The organism is Streptomyces cinnamoneus (genome assembly GCF_002939475.1).
In the GTDB taxonomy this organism is placed as follows: Bacteria; Actinomycetota; Actinomycetes; order Streptomycetales; family Streptomycetaceae; genus Streptomyces; species Streptomyces cinnamoneus_A.
In genome coordinates this window covers 2,346,217-2,370,835 of record NZ_PKFQ01000001.1, presented here as the reverse complement: position 1 = coordinate 2,370,835, position 24,619 = coordinate 2,346,217, and the positions used below count along the sequence as shown (strand labels likewise).

Genomic DNA, 24,619 nt, shown 5'->3' with positions numbered 1-24,619 from the left:
ACATGGCGGCCGGTACGCGCCCCGCGTGTGCCCGATGAGGGATTCTTTGATTGATACGGGGGACATTCGTGGCGACTCCGCCGCAACCACAGCCTTTTTCTCAGCCCCAGCCTTTCCAGGCTCCCCAGCAGCCCGGGTTTCCGCAGCAGCAGCAGCCCGGCTTCGCGCCGCAGCAGCAGGGCATTGCGCAGCAGCAGGGCTTTCCGCCCCAGCACGGCATGCCGCCCCAGCCCGGCTTTGCGCAGCACGACTCGCACACCTACTGCCGCATCTGTGGGGGATTCCCCGCCGTCAGGACGACCGTCCGCGGGCATCAGGGCATTCTGATCATGATGCGGTTCCTCCACCTGGACGGGCCGTTCTGCCGGAACTGCGGAATGTCCGTGTGGCGCGACATGACCGGCAAGACCATGCTGCAGGGCTGGTGGAGCCCGCTCTCGCTCGTGCTGATCACGCCGCTCACCCTGCTGTGGAGCCTCGTGGTCAGGGCGAAGCTGACCAAGCTCCCGCCGCCGGTGCCCGGACAGCCGGGGCCGCAGCTGGACCCGGGGGTGCCGCTGCGCAAGCGACCCGCCATGTTCGGGTTGTTGCTGCCCGTCGCCTGGGTGCTGTTCATCGTCTTCCAGGCGGCCCGCGGTTCATAGGAAGTCTGAAGGAATCCCATAGGAAGTCCGTAGGAAGTCGGTAGGACGTCCTGGGGAGTTCGCAGGCGGGCGGCGGCGTCGCCGTGCGGCGGCCGCCCGCCACATTCTCGTACCAGAGGCCCGGACGAGGCGGGGGACGATGGCGAAGGATTACGACAGTCAACTGCTGGAGTCCGTCTCGGTACGGCGCCGGCGTATGCGCGACGCGCTGCTCTTCGGCGCCCAGCGGGCGCGCCGGACGGCGGACGAGAAACTCGGCAAGGTATTCGCGGGAATAGCCATTGCCGCGGTGCTGTGCGCCGGTTGTGTGGGCTGGTCCTTCATTCAGAACACCCTGGCCAAGCAGAAGGAACAACAGAAGCAGCAGGAACGGCGATACGCGCCGGCGGCGCCTTCACCGTCCACCGCCACCGAACCGTCCCCTGCGCAGACGGAAGCGGCGAAGCAGCCGAAAGGAACGCACTGAGTGACGGAAGTCCACTCCAGAGGCCGAGTGATAGGTTCTGCCGCGTGGTGAACGTGGGGGTCGATCGGCGTACGGAATTGAGCAGGGTGACCCTCGTCGGCGACCGCCGTCGAGTAGACCTCGTTCTGCCCGCGGACGAACCGATCGGGCTGCTGCTGCCCGACGTCCTGCGGCTGTTGGACGACAAGGCCGGTGAACGCCCGGCCGCCCGGCACCTGATCACGGCTGACGGTACGGTTCTGCCGCAGGACGGCACCCTCGCCGGGGCCGGCGTGCCCGACGGCGCGTTGCTGCGGCTCGTGCGCGTCCACGACGCGCCCTCCGCCCCCGTCGTGCACGACGTCACCGACGAGGTCGCCGAGGACCTGGACGTACGGGCCTGGCGCTGGCGCCCCGAGGCGCGGGAGTGGACCGCGGTCCTGGCCGCCGTCGGGCTGGCCGTGACCACGGGCGTGCTCGCGCGCACCGGACTCGGCGGGGGAGCCGTCGCCGCCCCCCTCATGGTGGCCGCCGCCCTCGCGGCCGCCGTCGGCGCGGTCGTCGCGAAGGCCGTCAGCGCCGGCCGGACCCTGGGAACGGCCCTCATGCTCACCGGTGGTGCCCTCGGCACGCTCGCCGCCTGGACCGCCGCCGACGCCCACGCCTGGCCGGGCGTCGCGCGACTGGCATCGGTCGCCGCCGTGCTCGCCGTCACCCTGACCCTGCTCGGCCTGTTCTCCCGGCTCGGACGGGGCGGGCTGATCGGCGCCGGAGCCGTCGCCGCGGGCACCGCCGCGTGGGAGGCCGTCGCGGCGTTCCAGAGCGACCCGGCGCGCCTCGGCACCGTCATGGCCGTCGTCTCGGTCGTGGTCCTCGGTCTGCTCCCGCGCCTCGCGCTGACGTCGGCCGGTCTGACCGCGCTCGACGACAGCCGCTCCGGCGGTGCCTCCGTCAGCCGGCACCGGGTCGAGACGGCGCTGGTGGCCACCCACCGGGGCCTGGCCCTGGCCACGGTCGCGGTCGCCGGGTCCGCCACGGCGGGCGGGCTGCTGGCCGTGGCCGAGGCCCCCACCGCGTGGACCGTCACCCTCACGGCCGTGCTCGCCGTCGTCCTGCTCTCCCGCGCCCGGGCGTTCCCGCTGGTGGCCGAGGTGGTGGCGCTGCTGGCCGCGGGCCTGCTGCTGCTCGTCCGCCTCGCCGTGCTGTGGATCGACCACACCCACGGCGGGGTGTACGGGCCGCTCGCCGCGCTCTGGCTGGCGACGCTCGTGCCGCTCGGCGTCCTCGCCGTCCGGCCGCCGGAGCACGTGCGCGTGCGGCTGCGCCGTGCCGTGGACCTGGTCGAGACCACCGGCGTGATCGCCCTGTTCCCGCTCGCGGTCGGGGTGTTCGGCGTGTACGTACGCCTGCTCCACCAGTTCTAGTCCCGGGAAGGCGGGGAGAGACACATGTCCCAGGACGAGGACTGGCAGAAAGACGTCCTGCGCAGCCTGCGCGGGCTGACGGAAGGGCCCGGGGAGGCCACGGAGGCGACGGAGCCCCCACGGCCCGTAGCGCCGCCCGCCGGGCCCCCGGCGCAGGCCGTGCAGCCCGTACCGCCCGCACGGCCACCCGCCGGCCCCCCGCCCCGGCCGCTGCCCACGCCGGTGACCATGGAACTGCCCCTGCCGGCCGAGCTGGTCAAGGGCAAGCCGCTCAGCGGCGACTCCGCGGCCCGCCGCACCTCCCGCTCGCTGCGCCGCCTGGTCGGCTCCTCCGCCACCCGCGACGTGGAGGAGGCCACCCGCACCGCGCAGGCGCTGCAACAGCCGCTGACCACGGGCCGGCAGATCGTCGTCACCAGCATCCGCGGCGGCGCCGGCAAGACCACCGTCACCGCGCTGCTGGGACGCACGTACGCGCACTACCGCCAGGACCCGGTGCTGATGCTGGAGGCGGACGCCGTCCTGGGCACCCTGCCGGCGAGGCTCGGGGTCACCAAGGTGCGCTGGACCACCAGCGACCTGGCCCGGATCCTGGACCCGTCGATGCAGCTGACCGACGTCGTCGGCTACCTCGTCCAGGCGCCCGGGCGCGGGTGGCTGCTGCCCGGCAGCCAGGGCCGCGTCGGCAACCGGCTGGAGCTGGCGGAGTACCGCGCGGCGATGGTGGCGCTGCGCCGCTACTTCGGCGTCACCGTGGTCGACTGCGACACCCTGCCGAGCGAGCTGTCCCGCACCGCCCTCTCGGCGGCCCAGGCACGCGTCCTCGTCACCCCGGCCACCGCCGAGGGCGTCACCAGCACCCGTGCCGTCCTGGACTGGATGGCCTCCGTGCCGCGGCCGAGGATGCTGCCCGGAACCGTCGTGGTCCTCACCGCGTCGTCCCCCCACACGACCCTCGACGTGGCCGCCGCCAGCGAGCACCTGCGGCTCGACGGCGTCAAGGTGCTCGCCCTCCCGTACGACCGGCACCTTGCCGGCGGCGGTCCCGTCCGCACCGATCTGCTGGGCCAGGGCACCCGAGAGGCCGTCACCGAACTGGCAGCCGAAGTCCTCACCAGCGCCATGAGCAGGCGCCCGTCGAGCAGCGACCGATAAGCAGGTGTCCCGATGACCACCCGCATAGTCCACCGCCCTGCCCGCACCACCCGTCCGCTGCCGGTCCCCGAGGCGCGCACCATCGAGCCGCCGCCCAACCTGCCCGAGGGCAAAGCGGGCGGCGCCCTGCACTCCCTCATGCCGATCGCCGGCGTGCTCAGCTCCGTCGTCATGATGACGGTCGTCCGCAACAGCCAGTTCGCGGCGCTGGGCGCGATCGTGCTCGTCGTCACCGTCGTCGGCTCGGTCGGCATGCTGCTCTCCCAGCGCGGCAAGGCCCAGCGCACCCGCCGCCAGCAGCGCGAGCGCTACCTGGAGTACCTCGAAGAGCTCCGAGAGGAGCTCGGCGCCGAGGAGCGCGAGCGCCGCGAGGCCGCACGCGTCCTCGACCCGCCGCCCGAGGCGCTGTACGACGTCGTGCGCGACCCGGCCCGGCTGTGGGAGCGGCGCCGCCTGGACGGCGACTTCCTGCGCGTGCGCGTGGGCACCGGCCGGGTGCCCGTACGGGAGCTGGCCGTCGGCCGGCCCGGCGGGGGCGTGCTCACCCCGCCCGACCGCTTCATGCTCAACGAGGCCGGGGCGCTGAAGAGCCGCTTCTCCACCGCGGCCGACCTGCCGCTGACCGTCCCCCTCGACCGGGCCGGCGATGTCAGCGTCGTCGGCGACCGCGAGGGCGTGCTCCGCGTGGCTCGCGCCCTGCTCACCCAGACCGCCGTCGCCCACGCCCCCGACGACGTCGCCGTCGCCCTCGCCTGCCCCGGCGACCGCATGGCCGCGTGGGACTGGCTGAAGTGGCTGCCCCACACCCTCGACCCCGAGGAGCACGACGGCCCCGTCGCCGCCCGCCGCATCGCCCCCTCCCTCGCCGCCCTCGGCGCTCTGACGGGCCGCGACCTGCGCCGGCGCGCCGCCTATGCCGCCGAGGTGCGCCGCGGGCTGTCCGGCAGGGACGCCCTCGGCATGGCGAGCCGCCTGCTGGTCGTCAGCGACGGCTACGGCGAGGACGCCACCGAACTGCCCCGCCCCGACGAGGCCGTGGCCCTGCCGGACATGGGCGTCACCGTGCTGCACCTCGTCGCCGAACGCGTCCAGGAGCCGGGTCACGTCGCCGTGCGCGTCACCGTCGACGGCGACCAGGTCCACATCGAGGACCTCCGCGGCGCCGTGCCCTCGTCCGCCCGGGGCACCGCCGACCCGGCCACCGCCGCCGGCGCCGAGGGGCTGGCCCGGCTGCTCGCCCCGCTGCGCCTGTCCGCCGAGACCCTCGTGGACGCGCCCCTGTCCGGCCCCGTCGGCTTCACCGAACTCCTCGGCATCGACGACCCGGCCGCCCTCGACGTGCGCGCCCTGTGGCAGCGGCGCGGCGAACGCGCCTTCCTGCGCGTGCCCATCGGCGTCGGCGACGGCCGCGAGGCGGTCCTGCTCGACCTCAAGGAGTCCTCCGAACTCGGCATGGGCCCCCACGGCCTGTGCGTCGGCGCCACCGGCTCCGGCAAGAGCGAACTCCTGCGCACCCTCGTCCTCGCCCTGGTGGCCACCCACCCGCCGGAGGACCTCGCGATGGTCCTCGTCGACTACAAGGGCGGCGCCACCTTCGCGCCCTTCGCCGGCCTGCCGCACGTCGCCGGCGTCATCACCAACCTGGAGAACCAGGCCGGCCTCGTCGAGCGCGTCCACTCCTCGCTCGCCGGCGAGGTGCAGCGCCGCCAGCGGGTCCTCAAGGACGCCGGCAACGTCGCCGACATCGGCCACTACGCCGCCCTGCGCGAGACCCGCCCCGACCTGGAGCCGCTGCCGCACCTCTTCGTCGTCATCGACGAGTTCGGCGAACTGCTCACCGCCAAGCCCGACTTCATCGACCTCTTCCTGTCCATCGGCCGCATCGGCCGCTCCATCGGCGTGCACCTGCTGCTCTCCAGCCAGCGCATCGAGGGCGGCAAGCTCAAGGGCCTGGACACCTACCTCTCCTACCGGCTGGGCCTGCGCACCTTCTCCGCCGACGAGTCCCGCACGGTCCTCGACACCACCGACGCCTTCAACCTGCCGCCCATCCCCGGCTTCGGCTACCTGAAGGTCGACGTCAGCGCCTACGAGCGGTTCAAGGCCGGCTTCGTCTCCGGCCCCCACCGCGGCCCCGCCCGGACCACCGGCGAGGACACCGCGCCGGCCGTCCTGCCCTACCCGGCCTACAACACCCTCGCCGCGCCCGGGGCGGGACCGGAGGGGAGCGGGCCGGCCATGCGCCACCGCGACCCCGGCCCCACGGTCCTGTCCGTCATGGTCGACCAGCTGCGCGACGCCGCCCCGCCCACCCGCGCCATCTGGCTGCCGCCGCTGCCGCGGGCGGTCACCCTCGACGGCTGCGCCGGACCCGTCCGGGCCGACGCCCACGGCCTGCGGCTCGCCGCACGGCCCGGCCCCATGAAGGTGCCGCTCGGCCTGCTCGACGACCCGGCCAGGCAGCGGCAGGGCCAGTGGATCCTCGACCTCGGCGTCGCCGGCGGCCACGCCGCCGTCATCGGCGGCCCCCAGTCCGGCAAGACCACCCTCCTGCGCACCCTCGTGCTGTCCCTCGCGATGACGCACACCCCGCGCGACGTCGCGGTCTACGGCCTCGACCTCGTCGGCGGCGGCCTCGCCGCCCTGGCCGGGCTGCCGCACGTCGGAGGCGTCGCCGGCCGGGCCGACCGCGAGCGCGCCGCCCGCACGGTCGAGGAAGTGCGCGGCATGCTCGCCGAACGCGAGGAGCTCTTCCGCGAGCACGGCATCGACTCCCTGGAGCGGCTGCGCGAGCTGCGCGCCGAGGGCCGCCTGCCGGAGCTGCCCTCCACCGAGGTCGTCCTCGTCATCGACGGTTTCGGCGCCCTGCGCGACGACTTCGACGGGGCGTTCACCCAGATCGAGGACGCCGTCACCGACCTCCTCAAGCGCGGCGGCGGCTACGGCGTCCACGTCGTGGCCTCCATGCTCCGCTGGAACGACGTCCGCATCGCCACCCAGGCCACCTTCGGCACCCGCGTCGAGCTGCGCCTGAACGACCCCGCCGACAGCAGCGTCGACCGCAAGCTCGCCGAGACGCTGTCCCCCGACGAGCCGGGCCGCGCGCTCACCGACGGCAAGCTCTTCGCCCAGACGGCGCTGCCCCGCATCGACTCCCTGGCCACCACCTCCGAGCTGGGCGCGGCCGTCGAGCAGGCCGCCGCGGCGATCCGCTCGTCCTGGCCGGGCGACGGCGCCCGCCGGGTCCGGGTGCTGCCCCACCGCGTCCCGGCCGCCGCACTGCCCTCGCCGGCGGCCGAGCCGAACCGGGTGCCGGTCGGGCTCGACCAGAGCGCGCTGGCGCCCGTGCTCCTGGACCTGTTCAAGCGCGACCAGCACCTGGTGATCCTGGGCGACAGCGAGTGTGGGAAGACCAACCTGCTGCGGCTCGTCGCCCAGGGGCTCATGCGGCGCTACAGCGACGAGGAGATGGTCTTCGCCGTCATGGACCCGCGGCGCGGCCTGCGCAAGCTGGTGCCCGAGCCGTACCGCGGCGGGTACGCGCACCACGCCAAGGTGTGTGGGGGACTGGCCGCGGGCATCGCCACCGAGCTGGAGAAGCGGATGCCGGACGACCTGGCGAGCCAGGATTCCCTGGAGTCGGGCACCTGGTTCACCGGGCCGCGCGTCGTCGTCCTCGTCGACGACTACGACATCCTCACGACCGCCGGGCAGCAGCCGCTCGCCCCGTTCCTGCCGTTCATCCCCTCAGCGCAGGACATCGGCCTGCACTTCGTGGTCACCCGCCGGGTGGCCGGCGCCTCCCGGGCGCTGTACGAACCGTTCCTGATGGGCCTGCGCGAGAGCGGCACGACGGCCGTCGTCATGACCGGCGACCGTCAGGAGGGCCAGCTCTTCCCCGGCGTGTACGCCGACGCCCAGCCGCCGGGCAGGGGCACGCTCGTGCGCCGCGGCGAGCCCGTCCGGCTGATCCAGACGGCACTGGCCGAGGACGACCACTGACGCGGGCCGGCCGGGGCGCGCCGCCGGCCCCTACGGGGCGGCGGGCTTGCGGCCGGCCTCCGCGCGGAAGGCCCAGTCCATCCGGGGCTCCACGACGTAGCGGAAGACCCGCCGGACGGGAGCGCTGCACAGCACGCTGATCATCGTGACGGCGAGGACGGTCACCACGACCAGGCCGGCGGGGCTGCGGATCCAGTCGGCGGCCTCGTACCACTCCTGCCAGCGCGAGAGCTTGATCAGGAAGCCGTGCAGCAGGAACCCGTAGAGGGTGCCGCCGCCGAGCGCGGTGAACCACGTCGTCCGGCGCGGCACCCAGGCGAGGAAGCCGGCCGTGAGCACGGCGGCGACGCCGAACAGGGCGAAGACCATGACGGGCGCCATCCAGAGCGGCGCGTGCAGCTCCTGGACGCTGTAGTTGTGGAAGAGCCAGCCGTCGTCCCAGGTCGGCGCCAGCCAGTACGCCGCGCCCAGCGCCGCCGCGAAGGCGGGGACCGCGGCGATCCGCACCCAGCGCCGGTCCACCAGCTCGAAGTGCGAGCGCTTCATGCGCAGCCCGATGACGAAGAACGGCAGGAACTGGAACACGCGCTGCAGGTCGAAGTCGGCGCCCAGGTCCGGGCAGACGGCGGCGAGCACCGCGATCACGAAGGCGACCGGCACGGGCCACCGGAGGACCTTCCAGACGGGCGTGGTCAGCCGCCAGACGAAGAGCGCGGCCAGGAACCAGTTGAGGTAGTAGGGATTGAGCAGCGAGATCGGCTCGGGGGGCGCGTCCTCCCCCCAGTGCTGGAACCAGGTGTACGCGACCTCGAAGATCACGTACGGCACCACGATGCTCGTCATCAGCCGTTTGACCTTGGCCGGACTCATGTCGAAGCCGCGGGAGAAGTAGCCCGAAATAAGGATGAAGGCCGGCATGTGGAAGGCGTACACGAGCATGTACAGCGCGGTCGCGGCACGGCTGGTGTACGTCAGCGGCTGCCACGCGTGACCGAGGACGACCAGGACGATCGCCAGATACTTCGCGTTGTCGAAGAAGGGGTCGCGCGCCGCCGGGGTGGGGGTCCCGGCAGGGGCCTCGGCGGGACGTGACAGGGGAGCGGTGGCCACCGTGGCGGGAGTGGCGGTGGGGGACATTCGAGGCACCCTAGCGGCGGAACCTGAGCCGGTAAAACCCCTCGGAAGGGTGATGGTGGGCGGCCGGTCCGGGGCCCGTCCCCCAGGTCGCCTTTTGTCGGACTTTTGCTCCGTCCGCATGGATTCAGCCCGTATGCAGCCCCTAGAAACCCCTGGTTATCCGGCGATGAATCGTCACGGCACCACATTTGCGGGCGAGTTGGTGGCACGATGGTGGACGAGTGGGGGGCGTGCGGAGGACATGGCTCCCGGGCCCGGCCAGGTGTCTGTCGACCGAAGGTGTGATCAGTGTGGTCATTTCACTGTCCGTGGTGCTGCTCTTCGGGATCATCCTCGTGGTCATGGTCCGCAGCAACAAGCTCAAGATGGGACCGGCCCTCGTCGCCATCCTCTTCGGCTTCTTCCTCGCCTCCACGGGCATGGCGCCGTCGATCAACAGGCTCGTCAGCTCGGTCGCCGAGACGATAAACAACATCAAGTTCTGACCGGGGGGCCGCGGCGACCCGAACGGTCCCGCGGCGCGTCGACGGCCTCAAGGCCCGCGCGCGTCCACATACACACAACGCCTCCGGCCGGGACCGGAGGCGTAAGTGACGTGAGTCTGGAGCGGGCGACGGGAATCGAACCCGCGTAGCCAGTTTGGAAGACTGGGGCTCTACCATTGAGCTACGCCCGCGCGCACCACCGGGACGCACGAGGCGTTCCGCACGAAGGCGGCGTGGCACGGTGTGCATCGTAGCGGGTCGGGGCGGTGCGCCGCACGTCACCCCCACACCTCACGCGCGGCCCGTTTCCGGCCCGCGGAAAGCGGCGTCCGGCCCCCCTGCGGCCATGTACCCTACGTCTCGCACCGACGGGGTGTGGCGCAGCTTGGTAGCGCGTCCGCTTTGGGAGCGGAAGGTCGTCGGTTCGAATCCGGCCACCCCGACCAGCATGATCACCTTGTGGGCCCCATCCTGCTTGCGGTTACTATGCAAGCTGCGCGTCTGTGTGTCTCTGTACCGGGCGCGATCGGCTGAGCAGCAACATCCGCTGACCAGCCAAACCCCAGCAGTCAGCCCCAAGGAGACCGAACCGTGAAGAGCGCCGTGGAGACCCTGAACCCGACTCGGGTTCGGCTCACTGTCGAGGTGCCCTTCGAGGAGCTCAAGCCCAGCCTCGACGCGGCGTACAAGAAGATCAACCAGCAGGTCACGGTGAAGGGCTTCCGCCAGGGCAAGATCCCGGCCCGCGTCATCGACCAGCGCTTCGGCCGTGGTGCGGTGCTGGAGGAGGCCGTCAACGACGCCCTTCCCAAGCTCTACACCGAGGCCGTCAACGAGGCCGAGCTGAACCCGCTGGGTCAGCCCGAGGTCGACATCACCGAGCTGAAGGACGGCGAGCTGCTGGCCTTCACCGCCGAGGTCGACATCCGCCCGGCCCTGGAGATCCCGGACTACTCCGGCATCGAGGTCACCGTCGACGCCGTCGAGGTCACCGACGAGGACCTTGAGAAGTCCGTCGAGCAGCTCCGTGAGCGCTTCGCCACCACCTCGCCGGTCGAGCGCGCCGCCGCCGAGGGCGACATCGTCACCGTCGACCTGGAGGCCAAGGTCGAGGGCGAGGTGCTGGAGGACGGCGTCGCCAGCGACGTCGACTACACCATCGGCTCCGGCCAGCTCCTCGAGGGCATCGACGACGCCGTGACGGGCCTGGAGGCCGGTGGCACCGCCACCTTCACCTCCGAGCTCAAGGGCGGCTCCGCCGAGGGCAAGGAGGCCGAGATCACGGTCGTCGTCAAGGCCGTCAAGGCCCGCGAACTGCCCGAGCTGGACGACGACTTCGCCCAGATGGCCAGCGAGTTCGACACCCTCGACGAGCTGAAGGCGGACAGCCGTAAGCGCCTTGAGCGGATGAAGAAGTTCGACCAGGCCACCCAGGCCCAGGAGAAGGTCCTCGAGGAGCTGCTGAAGCTCGTCGAGGTCCCGATGCCGGAGAAGCTGCTCGCGGACGAGGTCAACACCCGCAAGCACAACCTGGAGCACCACCAGCTGGGCCAGATCGGCATGACCCTGGACAAGTACCTGGAGATGCAGGGCAAGTCCGCCGAGGAGTTCGAGGCCGAGCTCAAGGAGCAGGCCGAGAAGGGCATCAAGACCCAGTTCGTCCTCGACGAGATCGTCAACAAGGAGAAGGTCTCCGTCGGCCAGGAGGAGCTCACCGAGCACCTCATGCGCCGTGCGCAGTCCTCGGGCATGGCCCCCGACCAGTTCGCCCAGGCCGTCGTCGAGCAGGGCCAGGTCCCGATGCTCGTCGGTGAGGTCGCCCGCGGCAAGGCGCTCGCCACCGTCGTCGAGGCCGCCACGGTCAAGGACTCCAACGGCGAGGTCGTCGACCTCGAGGACGAGGACGAGACCGAGACCGCCGTCGAGACGGTCGAGGCCGCCGAGGCCGGCGACGAGAAGACCGAGGCCTGAGCCTCACCCCTCCTTCAGGCCGCCCGGCTCGCATGAGCCGGGCGCCCTCCGGGCCCCACGGATCCCGCGCCCCGCGGAATCCGTACGGGCCCGCCTGGAGCCCTTGCGGACGGGCCCGGACGCTGACCCCCCGCGCCACCGGCGCGAGGGCTCACGGCCGGGCCCGCCGCGCTCCCCGGCCCCGCCGTGCGTCCGCGCCGAACCTGCGCTCAGAGCGAACAGTTACGGATGCGGGATGGCGCCTGCCGACCAGCGCGTTAGGGTCCGTAGATACGAGGGCAGGGGAGACTTTGGCAGCGCGCCGGCGAGCAGTCCGGCCGTGCCGGCCCCGGCCCCGGAGAAGACGCGGAGACGGCCCGTTGCCGTCAGAGACGAGCAGGTGGATACGTGACGAATCTGATGCCTTCCGCCGCCGGTGAGATCGCCATCGGTGGTGGCCTCGGCGACCAGGTCTACAACCGGCTGCTCGGGGAGCGGATCATCTTCCTGGGTCAGCAGGTCGACGACGACATCGCCAACAAGATCACCGCGCAGATGCTCCTCCTGGCCGCCGACCCGACCAAGGACATCTACCTCTACATCAACAGCCCCGGCGGTTCGGTGACGGCCGGCATGGCGGTCTACGACACCATGCAGTACATCCCGAACGACGTGGTCACCATCGGCATGGGCCTCGCCGCCTCGATGGGCCAGTTCCTCCTGACCGGCGGTACGGCGGGCAAGCGCTTCGCGCTGCCCAACACCGACATCCTCATGCACCAGGGCTCCGCGGGCCTCGGCGGCACCGCCTCGGACATCAAGATCCAGGCCGAGCAGCTGCTGCGCACCAAGAAGCGCATGGCCGAGATCACCGCCGCGCACACCGGCCAGACCGTGGAGACGATCATCCGCGACGGTGACCGCGACCGCTGGTTCACCGCGGAGGAGGCCAAGGAGTACGGGATCATCGACGAGATCATCACCCACGCCTCCGGCGTTCCGGGCGGCGGCGGCACCGGGGCCTGAGCCCCGGGCAGTACGTACCGCCAGCCAGCCGCACCCAGCCCACCGACCGCCACCAGGATGGTGAAACCCGCATGAACATCTCGTCCCCCAGCGGCCTGTACACCGGCCCGCAGGCCGAGGCTCGCTATGTCGTCCCGCGCTTCGTCGAGCGCACCTCGCAGGGCGTGCGCGAGTACGACCCGTACGCGAAGCTCTTCGAAGAGCGCGTGATCTTCCTCGGCGTCCAGATCGACGACGCCTCCGCCAACGACGTCATGGCGCAGCTGCTGTGCCTGGAGTCGATGGACCCCGACCGGGACATCTCGATCTACATCAACAGCCCCGGCGGTTCGTTCACGGCTCTCACGGCCATCTACGACACGATGCAGTTCGTGAAGCCGGACATCCAGACGGTGTGCATGGGCCAGGCCGCCTCCGCGGCCGCGATCCTGCTGGCCGCGGGTACGCCCGGCAAGCGGATGGCCCTGCCCAACGCCCGTGTGCTGATCCACCAGCCGTCCAGCCAGACGGGCCGCGAGCAGCTCTCCGACCTGGAGATCGCCGCCAAGGAGATCATGCGGATGCGCACGCAGCTGGAGGAGATGCTGGCCAAGCACTCCACCCAGCCGATCGAGAAGATCCGCGACGACATCGAGCGCGACAAGATCCTCACTGCCGAGGAGTCGCTCGCGTACGGTCTGGTGGACCAGATCGTCTCCACGCGCAAGTCGTCCGTGGCGGTCTGACCGCACCCGTCGGTCCGACAGCTCCCGGCCACCACCGTGCCGCCGACGACGGGCCCTCCCTTGGCCGAGTAGGGCCAAGGGGGGCCCGCGCGGGGGGCCCGGCAAGGTACCGTCGATAGGCAAGCACCCGGGTTCGCAGAGCAAGGCGGATCCCAGGCGAAGGGGAAGCACCTCGTGGCACGCATCGGTGACGGCGGCGACCTGCTCAAGTGCTCGTTCTGCGGCAAGAGCCAGAAGCAGGTGAAGAAGCTCATCGCGGGTCCTGGTGTGTACATCTGCGACGAGTGCATCGACCTCTGCAACGAGATCATCGAGGAAGAGCTCGCGGAGACCTCCGAGGTGCGCTGGGAGGAGCTGCCCAAGCCCCGCGAGATCTACGAGTTCCTCGAGGGCTACGTCGTCGGCCAGGAGGCCGCCAAGAAGGCCCTCTCCGTCGCCGTCTACAACCACTACAAGCGCGTGCAGGCCGGCGAGAACGGCGGCCACAACCGCGACGACGGCATCGAGCTGGCGAAGTCCAACATCCTGCTCCTGGGCCCCACCGGCTCCGGCAAGACGCTGCTCGCCCAGACGCTCGCCCGCATGCTGAACGTCCCCTTCGCCATCGCCGACGCCACGGCCCTGACGGAGGCCGGCTACGTCGGCGAGGACGTCGAGAACATCCTCCTCAAGCTGATCCAGGCCGCGGACTACGACGTCAAGAAGGCCGAGACCGGCATCATCTACATCGATGAGATCGACAAGGTCGCCCGAAAGAGCGAAAATCCGTCGATCACACGAGATGTGTCGGGCGAGGGCGTCCAGCAGGCCCTGCTCAAGATCCTTGAGGGCACCACGGCCTCGGTTCCGCCGCAGGGCGGCCGCAAGCACCCCCACCAGGAATTCATCCAGATCGACACCACGAACGTCCTGTTCATTGTGGGCGGTGCCTTCTCCGGCCTGGAGAAGATCATCGAGTCCCGGGCGGGTGCGAAGGGCATCGGCTTCGGCGCCACGATCCGCTCGAAGCGCGAGATCGAGGCCAGCGACCAGTTCCAGGAGGTCATGCCGGAGGACCTGGTCAAGTTCGGCATGATCCCCGAGTTCATCGGCCGTCTCCCGGTCATCACGAGCGTCCACAACCTCGACCGCGAGGCGCTGCTCCAGATCCTCGTCGAGCCGCGCAACGCGCTGGTGAAGCAGTACCAGCGGCTGTTCGAACTCGACGGTGTCGAGCTGGACTTCGACCGCCCCGCCCTTGAGGCCATCGCCGACCAGGCGATCCTCCGCGGGACCGGCGCGCGAGGCCTGCGCGCCATCATGGAAGAGGTCCTGATGTCGGTGATGTACGAGGTGCCGTCGCGCAAGGACGTGGCCCGCGTCGTCATCACGGCGGACGTCGTCCAGTCGAACGTGAACCCGACGCTCGTCCCGCGCACACGCGGCAACGAACCGGGCGAGCGCCACGAGAAGAGCGCGTAGCGCGCGCAGCACCCGTGCGAAGAGGGGGCGCCCGGCCGACCGGCCGGGCGCCCCCTTCGTGCTGCGCGGCGGGGCGGGCGAGCAGCCGCTGGTGAAGGCCTCTGGAGGCGCGAGCGATCACTTGTTCGGGCGGCTGGGGCCGTTCAGGCGTGCGAAAGGGCCGCCGTGTCGCCCTCAGACGGTCGCGGCGGCCCCTGTGAAGCGGGGTGGGGTGAGCGGGATAAGCGGCTCACTTGTTCTTGCGGACTTCGTTGCGGACCTTGACCGTCGCGTCCGAGAGTTCCTTGGCGGACATGCCCTCGCCGGTGGCGGAGGTGACGCCGCCCGCGATGCCGCCCGACGTCTTCGAGACCACCTGGCGGACGATGCCCATCGCGCTCGAGTCGCCCCAGATGCACACGCTGAGGTCGCCCGTGCTCGAGACGGCGCCCATGGTGTAGGTGGACTTCTTCGTCTCGCACTTCATGACCGCGCCGTCGAACCCGGCCGGGGTGAACTCCGTCCAGGCCGTGACCGTCTGGATCTGGAGACCCTTCATGGTCTCCTGGTTCTTCTTCTCGCTCTCGTCCATCCTGGCGATCATGGCGTCGACCGTCTTCTTGGGGTCGGCGAGCTGGCCGTACGCGCCCACCACCATGAGCTTCTGCTTCTCGGCGCTCGTGTAGGAGCCGGAGACGCCGGTGCCGCCCTCGATGCCCATCTCCTTGGCCTTGGCGTCGTCGGCGAGGCTCTTGGAGTCGTCGCCCGACTGGCCGCCGGGCGCGGTGACCTTGGTGTACTTCCCGTCCAGCAGCGCCTGCGGCAGCTCGATCGTGTAGGGCTGCACGGCCTTGGCGCTGCCGCTGCCCCCGCCGCCGTCGTCGTCCTTGCCGCCCTTGAGGAACACGAACCCGCCCACGACCGCGCCCACCACCACGAGCGCGCCGATCGTGATGCCGATGGCCTTGCCCTTGCCGCCGCCCTGGGGCGGCACCGGCGGCGGGTACTGGCCCGGCATGCCCGGCATGGGCTGCTGGCCGTAGGGGCCGGGGGGCTGGGGCTGGCCCCAGGCGCCGGGGGGCGGCGGCGGGGCGCCGTAGGGGGCCTGTGGCTGCTGGGGGTAGCCGTAGCCGGGCTGGCCGGGTGCGCCGCCCTGGCCGTACGGGTTGGGCCCCTGGGGCGGCTGCGGGGGCTGGCCGTACGGGCCCGGCTGGTGGTAGCTCATCGTGTCCTCTTCGACGCAGGTCTCACGCGACAGTTCTGCGCCATCTTTCCCGATGTCTTATCCCGGCCTTACCCCGGGGCGGCAACGGTTTCGGAACAACTCTCCACCAGCGATTACGGCCTGATCTCGGTGCGCACGTCCCGGCGCACCTTCGCCGCGAGGGTGGCGGCCTCGCTCAGGGAGGTCTCCTTGCCCGTGGCGACGGCCGCCGCGTCGATGGTGAACACCTCGGCCGCCGTGCTGTGGTCGGCCCAGACGCACACCGGCATCGTCATGGGCCGGTCCTGTGTGAGGGTGTTGGAGACGCGGGCGGTCTGGCACTTCATCACGGCGTCGTCGAGGCCGTCCGGGGAGACCTTCCGGGGCGGGCCCACCAGTTCCAGTCTCTCGCCGTTCTTCTCCTGCTCGGAGAAGTGCGCGAGGGCGGCGAACATGCCGTTCACCACCGCCTCGGGCTCCTTGATGCGGCCCCAGGTGCCCGTCCAGCGGATCTGCTTCTTGTCGAGCCCGGTGCCGCCGTCGTACGCGGCCGAGGCGGTCTCCGGGTCGGTGACGCCCAGGCGCCTGAGGTCCCGCAGGTCCGAGCTGTTGAGCCCTTCGCCCGCGCCCGCGGCCTTCACGTAGGCGCCGCCCAGGATCGTTGCGGGCGTCGTGAGCATGTAGCGCTTGCCGTCGCCGCCCACCGGGTCGTGGCCGCTCCTGGTCTTGTAGAGCAGGAGCCCGCCGCCGGCGATGGCGGTCACCAGGACCAGGCCCGCGAAGACGACGCCGACCACCTTGCCCGCCCGGCCCCCGTTCCCCGGCGGCACCGGCGGCGGGTACGGGCCCGGCGCGCCCGGCTGCCCGTAGGCCGCGTACGGGTACGGACCCGGGGCGGGCTGCTGCGGGTGGGCGTAGCCGTGGCCCTGGCCGTAGCCGGGCTGCGCGGGCGGGCCGGGCTGGCCGTACGGGCCGGGCTGTTGCGGGTACGTCATGGCGTTCCGGGGTCGTCCTTCGCTGGGGGTCAGTGGTTCTCGACGCGGAGGCCCTGGCGGAGCGTCACCGTCCGGGACGCGGCCTCGTCGAGGCTCAGCGCCTTGCCGCGCTCGATCAGCGCGATGTCGGCGACGAACACCATGCCGAGCGTGCTGGTGTCCGCCCAGACGCAGACCGGCATCGTCATGTTGTCGGGGCCCGAGGCCGTGCCGCCCTTTTCGCGGCTGCTCATCTTGGTGAGCTGGCACTTCATGACGGCGCCCGGCTCCAGCCCGGCCGGGGTCACCTTCTGCGGCTGCCCCTGCGGGTCCGTGCGCACGTCGGAGCCGCCGTTCTTGCCCGTCCCCACCTTGATGCTCATGAACATGAGGTCCACGGCCGCCTCGGGGTGCTTGAGCTCGTCGCCCCAGCCGCCGGTGAACGTCATCAGGCGCTGCGGCCGGCCGCCCGCGCCCGCGCCCGCGGTGTACACGGCGTCGACGCTCTTGGGATTGGTCAGGCCGAAGGCCGTGAGGGCCTGCACGTCGTCCTGGGAGGTCGATTCGCCCGAGCTCTGGGTGGGGTCCTTCTTGTACTCGCCCACCGTGTCCGGCGTGATCAGCTTGTAGCGCTTCGCGGCCGGGGAGGCGCTCGGCGAGGGGCTGCCGGAGGCGCCGGGAGAAGAGCCGGCCCCGGCCTTGCCCGCCTTGGCGCCGCCGTCGCTCTTGCCGTCCTTCAGGAGGAACAGGCCGCCGGCCACGAGCGCGGCCGCCACGACGACGGCGCCGACGACCAGGCCGGTCCGCTTGCCCTTGCCGCCGCCCTGCGGCGGCACCGGCGGGTACGGCGAGGGGTAGTGGGGCGCCCCGTAACCGGGGGTCGGGTACTGCTGCGGCGCGCCCTGCGGCGCGCCCTGCGGCGGCCCGTACGGCGTGCCCTGCGGCGGCCCGTAGGCGGGCGGCTGCTGCGGTTGCTGCGGCGGTGGCCCGTACGGGCCCGGCTGCTGGTGGCTCATGGCGTCCCCCGGAGGTTCTCCCCGCCGCGGGATCCCACGGCACTGTCAGGTCCCGGACATCCTTGCCGATCGTGTGTTCGGTCCTCGCGGCGGGGCCGGTCCGGGGCGCGGCCGGGGGGTGGAAACGGGTTCGTGAGCTGTCACCCCCGCCCCGTAGAATTCCGTCCGTGACCGATAACACTCAGCGCCCCGACAGCGGGCCGAACGAGCGCACCCCCGAACTGCCGACCCAGTACGCGCCGGCCGAGGTAGAGGGGCCGCTGTACGAGCGCTGGGTGGAGCGGGGCTACTTCGAGGCCGATGCCAAGAGCGACAAAGAGCCCTACACGATCGTCATCCCCCCGCCGAACGTCACCGGCTCGCTCCACCTGGGCCACGCCTTCGAGCACACGCTGATCGACGCCCTCACCCGCCGCAAGCGGATGCAGGGCTTCGAGGTCCTGTGGCAGCCCGGCATGGACCACGCCGGCATCGCCACGCAGAACGTGGTCGAGCGCGAGCTGGCCAAGGAGGGCAAGTCCCGGCACGACCTCGGCCGCGAGGCGTTCGTCGAGCGCGTGTGGCAGTGGAAGGCCGAGTCGGGCGGCCAGATCTCCGGCCAGATGCGTCGTCTGGGTGACGGCGTGGCCTGGAGCCGAGAGCGCTTCACCATGGACGAGGGCCTCTCCAAGGCCGTCCAGACGATCTTCAAGAAGCTCTACGACGACGAGCTGATCTACCGCGCCGAGCGCATCATCAACTGGTGCCCGCGCTGCCTGACGGCCATCTCCGACATCGAGGTGGAGTACCAGGACGACGAGGGCGAGCTCGTCTCCATCCGCTACGGCGAGGGCGACGCCTCCATCGTGGTCGCCACCACCCGCGCCGAGACGATGCTCGGTGACACGGCCGTGGCCGTCCACCCCGAGGACGAGCGCTACAAGCACCTCGTCGGCACGGAGATCGAGCTGCCGCTGACCGGCCGCCGCATCCCCGTCGTCGCCGACGAGCACGTCGACCCCGAGTTCGGCACGGGCGCCGTCAAGGTCACCCCGGCCCACGACCCGAACGACTTCGAGATCGGTCGCCGCCACGACCTGCCGTCGCTCACCGTCCTGGACGAGCACGGCGTGATCACCGCCCACGGCCCCTTCCTCGGCCTGGACCGCTTCGAGGCCCGCTCGGCCATCGTCGGCGCGCTGCGCGCCGAGGGCCGCATCGTCGCCGAGAAGCGCCCCTACACCCACTCCGTCGGCCACTGCTCGCGCTGCAAGACGACGCTGGAGCCGCGGCAGTCCATGCAGTGGTGGGTCAAGACCGCTCCGCTGGCCAAGGCCGCGGCCGACGCCGTCCGCGAGGGCAAGGTCAAGATCCACCCCGAGGAGATGTCGAAGCGCTACTTCGACTGGGTGGACAACCTCCACGACTGGTGCATCTCCCGCCAGCTGTGGTGGGGCCACCGCATCCCCGTCTGGTACGGGCCGAACGGCGAGATGGTCTGCGTCGGTCCGGACGACGAGGCGCCCACCGGCGAGGGCTGGCACCAGGAGACCGACGTCCTGGACACCTGGTTCTCCTCCGGCCTGTGGCCCTTCTCCACCCTCGGCTGGCCGGAGAAGACCGAGAGCGTCGCGAAGTTCTACCCGAACTCCGTCCTCGTCACCGGCTACGACATCCTCTTCTTCTGGGTCGTCCGGATGATGATGTTCGGCCTGTACGCGATGGACGGCACCCCGCCGTTCCACACCATCGCCCTGCACGGCATGGTCCGCGACCAGTTCGGCAAGAAGATGTCGAAGTCCTTCGGCAACGCCGTCAACCCGCTGGACTGGATGGACAAGTACGGCTCCGACGCCGTCCGCTTCACCCTCGCCCGCGGCGCCAACCCCGGTGTGGACGTGCCGATCGGCGAGGACTGGGTCCAGGGCTCGCGCAACTTCGCGAACAAGATCTGGAACGCGACGCGCTTCGCGATGATGAACGGCGCGACGGTCGAGGGCGAGCTGCCGCCCGTCGAGAAGATGTCGGCCACCGACCGCTGGATCATGTCGCGCCTCAACGCGACCGTCGCCGAAGTCGACGCGTACTACGACGACTACCAGTTCGCCAAGCTCTCCGACGCCCTCTTCCACTTCGCGTGGGACGAGGTCTTCGACTGGTACGTCGAGCTGTCGAAGACGACGTTCCAGGCCGGCGGCGAGCAGGCCGGGGTCTCCGCGCGCGTGCTCGGCGAGGTCCTGGACGTCACCCTGAAGCTGCTCCACCCGGTGGTGCCCTTCGTCACCGAGACGCTGTGGACCACGCTCACGGGCAAGGAGTCGGTCGTCGTCGCCGACTGGCCGAAGGACAGCGGCTTCCGTGACGCCGCCGCCGAGGCGGAGATCGAGAACCTCCAGCAGGTGATCACCGAGGTCCGCCGCTTCCGTGCCGACCAGGGCCTCCAGCCCGGTCAGCGCGTCCCGGCGCGGCTCGACCTGTCCGGCACGACGCTGGCCGCCCACGAGGACGCCATCCGCCAGCTGCTGCGCCTGCAGCCCGCCGAGGACGGCTTCCAGGCCACCGCGACCCTCCCGGTCGCCGGTGCCACGGTCGCCCTCGACCTGTCCGGCACGATCGACGTCGAGGCCGAGCGCAAGCGCCTGGCCAAGGCGCTGGCCGCGGCCGAGAAGGACAAGGCGCAGTGCACGGCCAAGCTCGGCAACGAGGCGTTCCTCGCCAAGGCCGCCGAGGCCGCCGTGGAGAAGATCCGCACGCGCCTGACGAAGGCCGAGGCCGACATCGAGCGGATCAGCGCCCAGCTGGCGGCCCTGCCGCAGGGCTAGCAGCCCAGGCCCGGCGGGCCCGCGGCCTCACCGGCCCGGGCCCGCCGGTCTGCCGGCCCATCGGACGCCCCCTAGCGGGCCCAGGGCCTGGAACGACCCGGGTCCCACATGGGGCCCCACGGTCCCTCCACAGGTCCCTCCTCCACCCGGTCGAGGGGCCTGTGCTGGTTCCGGTCCCGGCGGTCGCGCACGGGCGCGAAGAGCACGTAGGCCGTCGAGACGACCACGAAGCCCAGCCGGATCAGGCCCTTGACCGACTCGTCGGGCACGAGGAAGACGCTGCCGTAGAGGACGATCAGCGCGATCCAGCTCCACCACGGCACCAGGCGCCGCTGCCCGCACACGTCCCACAGCAGTGTGCCGAGCAGTACGGACGCCGTGTAGTACGTGTAGACGCTGGGGTCGAGGACGATGCGGGCGTTGGCGCCCAGCAGGACGACCGCGGCCCAGCGGCCGCGCCAGACGGCGATCGCGCCGAGGCCGAGGCCGAGCGCGGCCTGCGCGGGCCGGGCCCAGTCCGGGGTCTGGGGGGTGTTGCCGCCCAGCCAGCGCAGCGCCGAGGCCGGGTTGTTGGGGATGGTGAACTTCGCGGCGGCGAAGGAGTCCGGGTCGACGACGAAGAACGGCAGCCAGGCGAGGGCCACCAGACCCGCGCACCACAGGCCCGCGCGCAGCCAGCGGTCCCTGGGCAGGGCCAGCAGCAGCGGCAGGAAGGCCAGCGCGGTGGGCTTGGAGTCCAGGGCGAGGGCCATGCAGATGCCGGTCGCGGCGGCGTCGCAGCGCGTCAGGCAGCGCACCGCGAGGGCGGTGAAGAAGAGCGCCAGGACGTCGTCCAGGTGTGCGAAGCGGACCGAGACCTCGATCCACATGGGGATGAAGGCCAGGCCCGCGACGAGCACGCGCTGCCGCAGCCGCTGGTGGTTGGTGCCCGTGCCCAGGAGGTGCCGGGCGGCGCTGCGGCCGGCCAGGACCAGGATCACCAGGCCCAGCACCGACATGAGCGCCTCGGCCAGCACCTGCCCCACCGCTGCCGGGAAGGGGTTGAACAGGCCGGCCACCAGGAAGCTGACGGGCCCCATCTGCAACTCGGGGTGGCGGGCGTAGAGGTTGAGCCCGCCGTCGCCCGAGGAGCCGCCGTCGTAGATCAGCTCGCCGCCGGTGCGCAGGTAGTGCCAGGAGAAGCCGCCGCTGGGCTCGACGACGACGAACCAGAGCACTGCCCACGCGGTGAGCAGCAGCAAGTGCGTCCGATTGCTGAGTTGTGGTATCCGCACAACGCTCCGTTCCGCCACCCGGAACCGTTCCGGGCATAGATATCACCGGCGGTCAGATGGCGGAAGGGTGTGCGGAGTTGCCCCGGCGGCCACTTCTGTGACCGAACTCATGGTTTGCGGACGGGGGCTCAGGCCTCGATGGCCACGGGGCCGGACTCGACGCTCTCGGCGTTGCGCCGGGTCTTCGCCCAGCCGTTGCGGCCGCGCAGCATCCGTACGAAGCCCCGGGCGGACGCCGGGAACAGGTGGTACGCGTACAGCCACAGCGCCAGCCCCCACAGCAGGGCGGTCAGCAGCGAGCGGTCGGCCGCGCGGTCCCGGCGGTAGACCGGGCCCCACAGGACGAAGGGCGTGACGGACACCACGGCCAGGGCGACGACCAGCGGCCACAGCGCCAGCATGCCGCCGAAGGCCTCGCCCGCGCCCTCCCGGGCGGTCGTCAGGCCGAGGAAGGCGAACATGACGGCGCACAGGGCGAGGGTGACCAGGTGGGCGACCGGCTGGAGGAAGGTGTAGAGCGTCTCCAGGACGCCCTTGCCGCCGTAGTGGCGGGAGGAGACGATGCGCGGCGCGTAGCGGACGCACTGGAGGTTGCCCTGCGCCCAGCGGGTGCGCTGGGTCAGGAAGCGGCGGCCGTGCGGCAGGCCTTCCTGGGAGACCCAGGTGTCGGCTATGTGGGATATCCGGTCGCCGCTGAGGATCATGTGCAGGCCCAGTTCGTAGTCCTCCAGCAGCGCGCCGCGCTGCCAGGGGCGGCGCTCGGCGGCGGCGATGCGGTCGAGGGAGGCGAGCCGGGTGAACTGGCCGTTGCCGCCGAGCCCCACGGAGCCGGTGCGGCCGCGCAGCAGCTGCATGCCGGCGTTGGAGACGGAGAACTCCATGTCCTGCATGCGCACGAGGAGACGGGCGACGGCGTTGCCGATCCGGCCGCGGTCCTCGCCGAGCGGGCGGGGGTCGTCGGTGTTGCGCATCCGCACGCTGACCTGCACGCCGCCGGTCCCGGGGTCGCCGAAGCCCTGGGGGCCGGAGACGCGGGCGAGGGCGTGCGGGTCGAGCTGTCCGTCGGCGTCGATGACGCAGACGACGACGCGCTCGCGGTCGACGTCCTTCGACAGGAAGTCGTTCAGCTCGTCGTAGGCGGCGTTCAGCGCGGCGCCCTTGCCCTGCCGGGCGTGGGGGCGGTGCCGGCGGACGAGGTGGACGCGCCGGTCCTCCTCGGCGAGCCCGGCGACGATGGCCCCGGTGCGGTCCTCGCTGTCGTCGTCTATGACCCACACGTGCGCGTCGGGATGGTCGGCCCGCAGCCGGTTCACGGTGGTGCCGACCACGGCCTCCTCGTCCCGGCAGGGGACGAAGAAGTGCCAGTCGAACGCGCCGGGGTCGCCGTTCTCGACGGCGGGGCGGCGCAGGTACGCGTGGCGGGCGCCGGCCCAGTAGAGGAGGAAGCAGAGGAGGAGGAAGAAGGGAAAGGCGAGGAGGATGGGGCTGGAGAACATGCGGGTGGGGGCTCCGGTGCGGGTGCGGGGTGGTCGGTGCGTGTGCGGCGTGGAAGAGGCCCCGGTCCCGCCCTTTCGCCGTTCCTCGTCCTCAGGCGCCGGACGGGCTGGAGGGTCCAGCCCGTCCGGCCCTTTTGCGGACCGGGGTCCGGGGCGCGGCCCCGGCGACGGGAAGGGGAGGGGAGGGGTGGGGGAGAAGGGCCCTTACGCCGCTGTGGCCAGCTCCGCGGGCGCCGCGATCGCGACCAGGAGGTTCACGATCCGTTCCGACGCCAGTCCGTCCCCGAAGGGGCTCGGCAGGGCCGCGAGCCGCGCCAGGCCCTCGGGGCCCTCCGCCAGCCGGCGGCGGGCCGCCTCGCCGATCTCCCGGCCCGGCCGCACCAGGTCTGCGAACTCGGCCATCGCCTCGGGGCGTTCCGTGGAACGCCGCACCACGACCAGCGGGCGGCCGAGCACCGTGCACTCCTCCTGGATGCCGCCCGAGTCGGACACCAGCAGCGCCGCGTGCCGCGCCAGGGCGAGGAACTCGGAGTAGCCCAGCGGGGCCGTCACCGTCAGGGGGGCCAGCAGGTCCGTGAGGCCGGCGGCCTCGATCCGGCCGCGCGTGCGCGGGTGCAGCGGCAGCACGACCGGCCGCCCGGCCGTCGCGAGGGCGCCCAGCTCGCCGAGGATCGCCCGCAGCGCGTCCGGCGCGTCGGTGTTCTCCGGCCGGTGCACGGTCGCCAGGACGTATCCGTCGGCGGTCAGCCCGCGCCCCGCCAGCAGCCGGGTGCGCTCCCGCTCGCCGGGCAGCTGGCCCAGCACCGCCTCGACGACGGTGTTGCCGGTCACGGCGACCCGGGCGTCGTCGACGCCCTCGGCGAGCAGGTTGGCCCGGTTGTCCTCGGTGGCGGCGCACAGCACGTCGGCGAGGCGGTCGATGAGGACGCGGTTGTGCTCCTCGGGCATGGCGCGGTCGTGGCTGCGCAGACCGGCCTCGACGTGCACCAGGGGGATGCCGCGGGCGTTGGCGGCGAGCGCGCCGGCGAGGGCGGCGTTGGTGTCGCCCTGGACCACGACGGCAAGCGGCGGCTCGGTGGTGAACAGGTCGTCCAGCTGCGCGAGGGCGGCGGAGATCTGCACGGCGCGCGGCCGGCCGCCCACCCCGGTGAGGAAGGTCGGCTCCGGCAGGCCCAGCTCGGTCAGGAAGCGGCCCGACAGCTCCTCGTCGTAGTGCTGCCCGGTGTGCACCAGGTGAGCGGCGGGGCCCAGGAGACGCACGAGGTCCGTGAGCTTGACGAGCTCGGGGCGGGTACCGAGGACGATCGCGACGCTGCGCGGGGGCAGGGGGGACAGCACGGGCGTGACTCCTGGGGCTGGCGGGCAAGGACAGCTCCAGAGCCTGCGGGCGCCCGGTTGCCCCCGTGGGGGAGCCTCGGTTG

General features: G+C 71.9%; 18 protein-coding genes and 2 tRNA genes. 12 read left to right on the top strand and 8 right to left on the bottom strand.

Going from position 1 to position 24,619, the window contains the following annotated elements:
• Window positions 1-68 precede the first annotated feature (68 nt).
• The 5 genes from CYQ11_RS10055 to eccCa all read left to right on the top strand — a co-directional run bounded on the left by CYQ11_RS10055 (window position 69) and on the right by eccCa (window position 7,670).
• Window positions 69-644, top strand: a complete 576-nt coding sequence (locus CYQ11_RS10055; RefSeq protein WP_099200527.1) for a hypothetical protein — start codon at window positions 69-71, stop codon at window positions 642-644.
• Between the two features lie 139 nt (window positions 645-783).
• Window positions 784-1,110: a hypothetical protein gene (locus tag CYQ11_RS10050; protein WP_099200528.1), complete on the top strand. Its 327-nt coding sequence runs from the start codon at window positions 784-786 to the stop codon at window positions 1,108-1,110.
• Window positions 1,111-1,154: 44 nt separating this feature from the next.
• Entirely contained in the window at window positions 1,155-2,513 is a 1,359-nt protein-coding gene (eccD, locus tag CYQ11_RS10045) for a type VII secretion integral membrane protein EccD (protein WP_240003506.1), read from the top strand.
• A 24-nt stretch (window positions 2,514-2,537) separates the two neighbouring features.
• Window positions 2,538-3,668 carry a MinD/ParA family ATP-binding protein gene (locus tag CYQ11_RS10040; RefSeq protein ID WP_099200530.1) on the top strand — a complete coding sequence of 377 codons (1,131 nt, stop codon included), beginning with the start codon at window positions 2,538-2,540 and terminating at the stop codon, window positions 3,666-3,668.
• A 12-nt stretch (window positions 3,669-3,680) separates the two neighbouring features.
• On the top strand, window positions 3,681-7,670 hold the full coding sequence (eccCa, locus tag CYQ11_RS10035; protein ID WP_099200531.1) for a type VII secretion protein EccCa: 3,990 nt from the start codon (window positions 3,681-3,683) through the stop codon (window positions 7,668-7,670).
• Between the two features lie 30 nt (window positions 7,671-7,700).
• Here eccCa and CYQ11_RS10030 read toward each other — a convergent pair whose 3' ends face one another.
• Window positions 7,701-8,807 carry an acyltransferase family protein gene (locus CYQ11_RS10030; RefSeq protein WP_099200532.1) on the bottom strand — a complete coding sequence of 369 codons (1,107 nt, stop codon included), beginning with the start codon at window positions 8,805-8,807 and terminating at the stop codon, window positions 7,701-7,703.
• Window positions 8,808-9,097: 290 nt separating this feature from the next.
• On the opposite strand from CYQ11_RS10030, the gene CYQ11_RS10025 reads away from it, so the two are divergent.
• Window positions 9,098-9,292: a hypothetical protein gene (locus CYQ11_RS10025; protein WP_099200533.1), complete on the top strand. Its 195-nt coding sequence runs from the start codon at window positions 9,098-9,100 to the stop codon at window positions 9,290-9,292.
• Window positions 9,293-9,409: 117 nt separating this feature from the next.
• Here the strand turns inward: CYQ11_RS10025 and CYQ11_RS10020 are convergent.
• Window positions 9,410-9,483, bottom strand: a tRNA-Gly gene (locus tag CYQ11_RS10020).
• A 178-nt stretch (window positions 9,484-9,661) separates the two neighbouring features.
• Here CYQ11_RS10020 and CYQ11_RS10015 point away from each other — a divergent pair.
• The 5 genes from CYQ11_RS10015 to clpX all read left to right on the top strand — a co-directional run bounded on the left by CYQ11_RS10015 (window position 9,662) and on the right by clpX (window position 14,454).
• Window positions 9,662-9,738, top strand: a tRNA-Pro gene (locus CYQ11_RS10015).
• 145 nt (window positions 9,739-9,883) lie between these two features.
• Window positions 9,884-11,263 (top strand): trigger factor, encoded by a 1,380-nt coding sequence (tig, locus tag CYQ11_RS10010; RefSeq protein ID WP_099200534.1) that lies wholly within the window; start codon window positions 9,884-9,886, stop codon window positions 11,261-11,263.
• Window positions 11,264-11,662: 399 nt separating this feature from the next.
• Window positions 11,663-12,268, top strand: coding sequence for an ATP-dependent Clp protease proteolytic subunit (locus CYQ11_RS10005; protein ID WP_099200535.1), 606 nt, complete (start codon window positions 11,663-11,665; stop codon window positions 12,266-12,268).
• Between the two features lie 71 nt (window positions 12,269-12,339).
• Window positions 12,340-12,993, top strand: a complete 654-nt coding sequence (locus CYQ11_RS10000) for an ATP-dependent Clp protease proteolytic subunit (RefSeq protein ID WP_099200536.1) — start codon at window positions 12,340-12,342, stop codon at window positions 12,991-12,993.
• A 174-nt stretch (window positions 12,994-13,167) separates the two neighbouring features.
• On the top strand, window positions 13,168-14,454 hold the full coding sequence (gene clpX, locus CYQ11_RS09995) for an ATP-dependent Clp protease ATP-binding subunit ClpX (RefSeq protein ID WP_086566545.1): 1,287 nt from the start codon (window positions 13,168-13,170) through the stop codon (window positions 14,452-14,454).
• Between the two features lie 229 nt (window positions 14,455-14,683).
• Here clpX and CYQ11_RS09990 read toward each other — a convergent pair whose 3' ends face one another.
• The 3 genes from CYQ11_RS09990 to CYQ11_RS09980 all read right to left on the bottom strand — a co-directional run bounded on the left by CYQ11_RS09990 (window position 14,684) and on the right by CYQ11_RS09980 (window position 17,627).
• Window positions 14,684-15,658, bottom strand: coding sequence for a hypothetical protein (locus CYQ11_RS09990; RefSeq protein WP_099200537.1), 975 nt, complete (start codon window positions 15,656-15,658; stop codon window positions 14,684-14,686).
• 113 nt (window positions 15,659-15,771) lie between these two features.
• Window positions 15,772-16,632 carry a hypothetical protein gene (locus tag CYQ11_RS09985; RefSeq protein WP_099200538.1) on the bottom strand — a complete coding sequence of 287 codons (861 nt, stop codon included), beginning with the start codon at window positions 16,630-16,632 and terminating at the stop codon, window positions 15,772-15,774.
• A gap of 29 nt (window positions 16,633-16,661) precedes the next feature.
• Window positions 16,662-17,627: a hypothetical protein gene (locus CYQ11_RS09980; RefSeq protein WP_099200539.1), complete on the bottom strand. Its 966-nt coding sequence runs from the start codon at window positions 17,625-17,627 to the stop codon at window positions 16,662-16,664.
• A gap of 167 nt (window positions 17,628-17,794) precedes the next feature.
• On the opposite strand from CYQ11_RS09980, the gene CYQ11_RS09975 reads away from it, so the two are divergent.
• On the top strand, window positions 17,795-20,428 hold the full coding sequence (locus CYQ11_RS09975; RefSeq protein ID WP_099200540.1) for a valine--tRNA ligase: 2,634 nt from the start codon (window positions 17,795-17,797) through the stop codon (window positions 20,426-20,428).
• A gap of 71 nt (window positions 20,429-20,499) precedes the next feature.
• Here CYQ11_RS09975 and CYQ11_RS09970 read toward each other — a convergent pair whose 3' ends face one another.
• The 3 genes from CYQ11_RS09970 to wecB form a co-directional block, all read right to left on the bottom strand.
• A complete protein-coding gene (locus CYQ11_RS09970; protein WP_420894516.1) occupies window positions 20,500-21,669 on the bottom strand; it encodes a hypothetical protein in 1,170 nt (389 codons plus the stop codon).
• Window positions 21,670-21,830: 161 nt separating this feature from the next.
• The gene (locus CYQ11_RS09965) at window positions 21,831-23,198 is read right to left on the bottom strand and encodes an XrtP-associated glycosyltransferase (protein ID WP_099200541.1); all 1,368 of its coding nucleotides are present in this window, start codon (window positions 23,196-23,198) and stop codon (window positions 21,831-21,833) included.
• A 204-nt stretch (window positions 23,199-23,402) separates the two neighbouring features.
• Entirely contained in the window at window positions 23,403-24,533 is a 1,131-nt protein-coding gene (gene wecB / locus CYQ11_RS09960) for a non-hydrolyzing UDP-N-acetylglucosamine 2-epimerase (protein ID WP_099200865.1), read from the bottom strand.
• Between the last annotated feature and the right edge of the window lie 86 nt (window positions 24,534-24,619).